Origin of the sequence: Kribbella sp., assembly GCF_035655035.1 — a bacterium.
Lineage (GTDB): Bacteria > Actinomycetota > Actinomycetes > Propionibacteriales > Kribbellaceae > Kribbella.
The window spans coordinates 1-2,966 of record NZ_DASRVN010000519.1; the positions used below are offsets into that span (position 1 = coordinate 1).

Here is a 2,966-nt window from a genome sequence, read left to right on the forward strand (position 1 = left end):
CCCAAAGTTGAGGGTAGGTTGCTCACGTGTTACTCACCCGTTCGCCGCTCGTGTACCCCGAAGGGCCTTACCGCTCGACTTGCATGTGTTAAGCACGCCGCCAGCGTTCGTCCTGAGCCAGGATCAAACTCTCCGTTGAAAAATATGACAACCAGCCCCAAAGAACTGAGAGTCGACAATCGAAAAGCGATCCTTTGAACATCAGAAACAAAACCATTACTGGCATGTCATCCGTTATATTTCAAAGGAATCCGCCACAGACATTGAATGCCTGTAGACGGGGTTAATGCATCTTTCGGCATTGACTTTCGGCACGCTGTTGAGTTCTCAAGAATCGGACGCACACCGCGCTTCTTACTTTCGTTCGAAGCTCCGGGGCAACTCGCCCAACTTTACTGTTTCGCTTCCAGCCGGTCAAATCGGCCTTTTTCGATCCAGTCTCCCTGCGCGACTCAGTGTCCGAAACCCGCCGAGGCGTGTTTCGGCTTCCGAGACCTTCAGGGAGTTTGTTGGCGGGCCGGCCGCTTTCGCGTCCTGCGCTTCCGTCCAACAAGAAGAACATTACTGACATTCATGGTGCGGATGCAAATCGGGGTCCCGGACCGCTGTCCGAGGCTCCCGGCACCCGTCCTCGCCGCCGGTCGTCCGGCGTCGAGGGAAGCAGTGCTCGTCCCTCTGGTCACATCACTCACTCGGGCAACGCCAGGCGTCTCCACGAGCGACACTTCCATCATGCCGCACCCACACAAGCGGTTTTCGTGCTGGGTGGGACGACCAGGTGGGAGCCGGTCAGCCGGCTCCCACCTGTCACGTACCGCACCGCCCAGCAGACGCCTCTCGGCGAGTGGCCGCTCGTAGCGGCTGAAGTTGAGGCCCGGGGTCATGAAACCGGGCGGCACGAGGTGTAACCGCACTCCCCCAGGACCTATTCCCGGACGCGCTCGAACTCGGCCCCAGTTCGCACCAAGCATGTCGAGCCGACCTCGTCGGCCTACCGCGATGGCCGCGGAGCGGAGCAGTTGATCTTCGGATTGGCCCCGACGTAGTTGAGCGGACCGGCGACGATCGTCACCAGCGTCGTACCGACCTTGGCGCAGGTCGCGCTGGAGCCGGAGAAGTAGCTCCGTTGCGCTGCGGCTGCCAGTCCGATCACCAGCCAGACCACGATGATGATCGCGATGGCGCGGGACCCGGTGTGAGTGCGCATGTGTACCTCCCGAGGTAGGCGCACCCCCGTGTGAACGCTCCACCGGTGCCCGCCGGGAGCGGCGCAGAAACTTCAGAGCTCGCGGAACTCGTAGTACGGCTTGATGTGTTTGTTGACGTAGGCGCCGATGCTGGGCGCGGCCATCAGGGCCGCGTACGTCGGCTGCGGGACGTCGAAGTACTGGTAGATGTAGCCGTTCACATACTCGAGCTCCAGCGTGCCGTCGGTCCATCCGACCGATCGCACGCTCGACGAGTCCACCGGGCGTCGCCTCATCCGCGGCTCCTTCCGCGCTCACGCTGCGCCCAGTCTGCCTCCGCCGGCGGTCACGGCGACGAAGTTCGCTCCGGATCGTCGGTCTGCAAGCGTGCCAAGGCCCGCGCCAGGTCGCCGAGCGCCGTGTTCAGCTGGCTCAGCACCGCGTTGTCGATCGGCACCTGACGGTTGTCCAGCCCGAGGTTCGCGGCGAATCGGAGGTGCGCGTCCGGCGGCGCCTGTTTGAGGTAGGTGTCGAGGGCCTCCTGGAGGAGGGGGCTTGGTACGAGCTCGGGTCTCTCCCGCCACTTGGTCAGCGTGCGCGGCGAGATCCCGAGCCGCTCGGCGAAGGCCTCGTTCGTTAGGCGCAGAGCCGTACGCAGTGCGTGCGCGTGTCTGCCCGTCCACTCGTCGATGACTGTCATCGGTCAGCTCCCTTGCGAATCGGTTACTCCCTGCAATGAGAATATGGCGATCCGGTGACCGTCGGTGGGCCGAATTTGTGCGCTGTGGATACCGGTTGAGTTCCTGGTCCGGACAGCCGGCTGGACGTTGACTTGGGCCATGGACGAGACCAGCGGAAGAACCGCGACGCTGCTGCGCACCACGCAGCGACGTCACCTGCGCATCACGAACCGTTCCGGTCCGCGCTGTTTCCAGCTGTTCCGGCACGAGGACGTGTCCGGAATCAGCGGTACGGGCGTGGTCGCGGAGGGCGTGCAGTGGAGCGACGGCACGGTCGCGTTGCGCTGGGGCGGCTGCTACCCGACCACAACTGTCTGGCAGGACGGGATCGACGCCCTGCTCACCGTCCACGGCCACAACGGCCGGACCACGATCCGCTGGCTGGACGAGTAGCCATGCGTATCGATCGCCGGCGGGGCGGGCACACCCTGCTGCCAGCCCGCCTCGCCGGCCTACTCGGTGAAGAACTGCTCCCGGTAGTTCATCCGCTGCTCTGCATCGGAGCCGTTCCGCTCGGAGCCATTCCGCTCGGAGCCGGTCCGCTCGGAGCCGGCTCGGCGCGGGACCGGGCGCTGGTGCGACTCCGCCGCCGGGGTCTTCTGGCTCGCCGGGGCGTCATTCGCGTCCGCGGGCTGAGCCGCCCCGGTCAGTTCTTCGACCGCCGTGCTGAAGGCGAGTTCGGCACGGGTCGGCCGCGGGCGTTCGACTTCCTCGGCGGTGGTACGCCGTCCGGGGAGGTCGTTCGCCGCGGCCGACAGTTCCGCCAACGTGTCGAGCAGCCCGAGAGCGGTCTCGACCTCGCCGGGATGGTTGACCAGCCACCACACCGCGGCCGACCCAGGCGTGGCGAAGACGTCGTCCTTCAGATAGGCCCGCTTGTCCTGCTCCATCCGCCGTTCGAGCAGCGTGGTCTGCTCGCGGCGATGCAGTGCGGCGAGGTGCTGAAGATGCTTCTGGTCCGCGTCCGGCAGTCGCAGCCGTACTTCGGTCGCCCAGCTCCGGACCTGCCCCTTCTCGTCGAGCGCCGGCTCACCGAGCA

At 65.3% G+C, this 2,966-nt stretch carries 4 protein-coding genes, 1 rRNA gene and 1 pseudogene; 1 reads left to right on the plus strand and 5 read right to left on the minus strand.

From position 1 onward, the window contains the following. From VFF46_RS28320 to VFF46_RS28335, 4 genes are all read right to left on the minus strand, one after another. Positions 1-139 (minus strand): 16S ribosomal RNA (locus tag VFF46_RS28320); the annotation flags it as partial. Positions 140-991: 852 nt separating this feature from the next. Continuing rightward, positions 992-1,207 (minus strand): hypothetical protein, encoded by a 216-nt coding sequence (locus tag VFF46_RS28325; RefSeq protein ID WP_325040272.1) that lies wholly within the window; start codon positions 1,205-1,207, stop codon positions 992-994. A gap of 72 nt (positions 1,208-1,279) precedes the next feature. Further along, the gene (locus VFF46_RS28330) at positions 1,280-1,483 is read right to left on the minus strand and encodes a KTSC domain-containing protein (RefSeq protein WP_325040273.1); all 204 of its coding nucleotides are present in this window, start codon (positions 1,481-1,483) and stop codon (positions 1,280-1,282) included. 50 nt (positions 1,484-1,533) lie between these two features. Continuing rightward, positions 1,534-1,887 (minus strand): helix-turn-helix domain-containing protein, encoded by a 354-nt coding sequence (locus tag VFF46_RS28335; RefSeq protein WP_325040274.1) that lies wholly within the window; start codon positions 1,885-1,887, stop codon positions 1,534-1,536. Between the two features lie 139 nt (positions 1,888-2,026). On the opposite strand from VFF46_RS28335, the gene VFF46_RS28340 reads away from it, so the two are divergent. After that, positions 2,027-2,320 (plus strand): hypothetical protein, encoded by a 294-nt coding sequence (locus VFF46_RS28340; protein ID WP_325040275.1) that lies wholly within the window; start codon positions 2,027-2,029, stop codon positions 2,318-2,320. A gap of 59 nt (positions 2,321-2,379) precedes the next feature. On the opposite strand, the pseudogene VFF46_RS28345 reads toward VFF46_RS28340, so the two are convergent. Next, positions 2,380-2,966, minus strand: a pseudogene (locus VFF46_RS28345) (hypothetical protein); the annotation flags it as partial.

What these genes read in the sequence shown, in the direction of transcription:
- VFF46_RS28330 (WP_325040273.1), bottom strand. Translation starts at nt 1,483, where the DNA reads ATGAGGCGACGCCCGGTGGACTCGTCGAGCGTGCGATCGGTCGGATGG.
- VFF46_RS28325 (WP_325040272.1), bottom strand. Translation starts at nt 1,207, where the DNA reads ATGCGCACTCACACCGGGTCCCGCGCCATCGCGATCATCATCGTGGTC.
- VFF46_RS28335 (WP_325040274.1), bottom strand. Translation starts at nt 1,887, where the DNA reads ATGACAGTCATCGACGAGTGGACGGGCAGACACGCGCACGCACTGCGT.
- VFF46_RS28340 (WP_325040275.1), top strand. Translation starts at nt 2,027, where the DNA reads ATGGACGAGACCAGCGGAAGAACCGCGACGCTGCTGCGCACCACGCAG.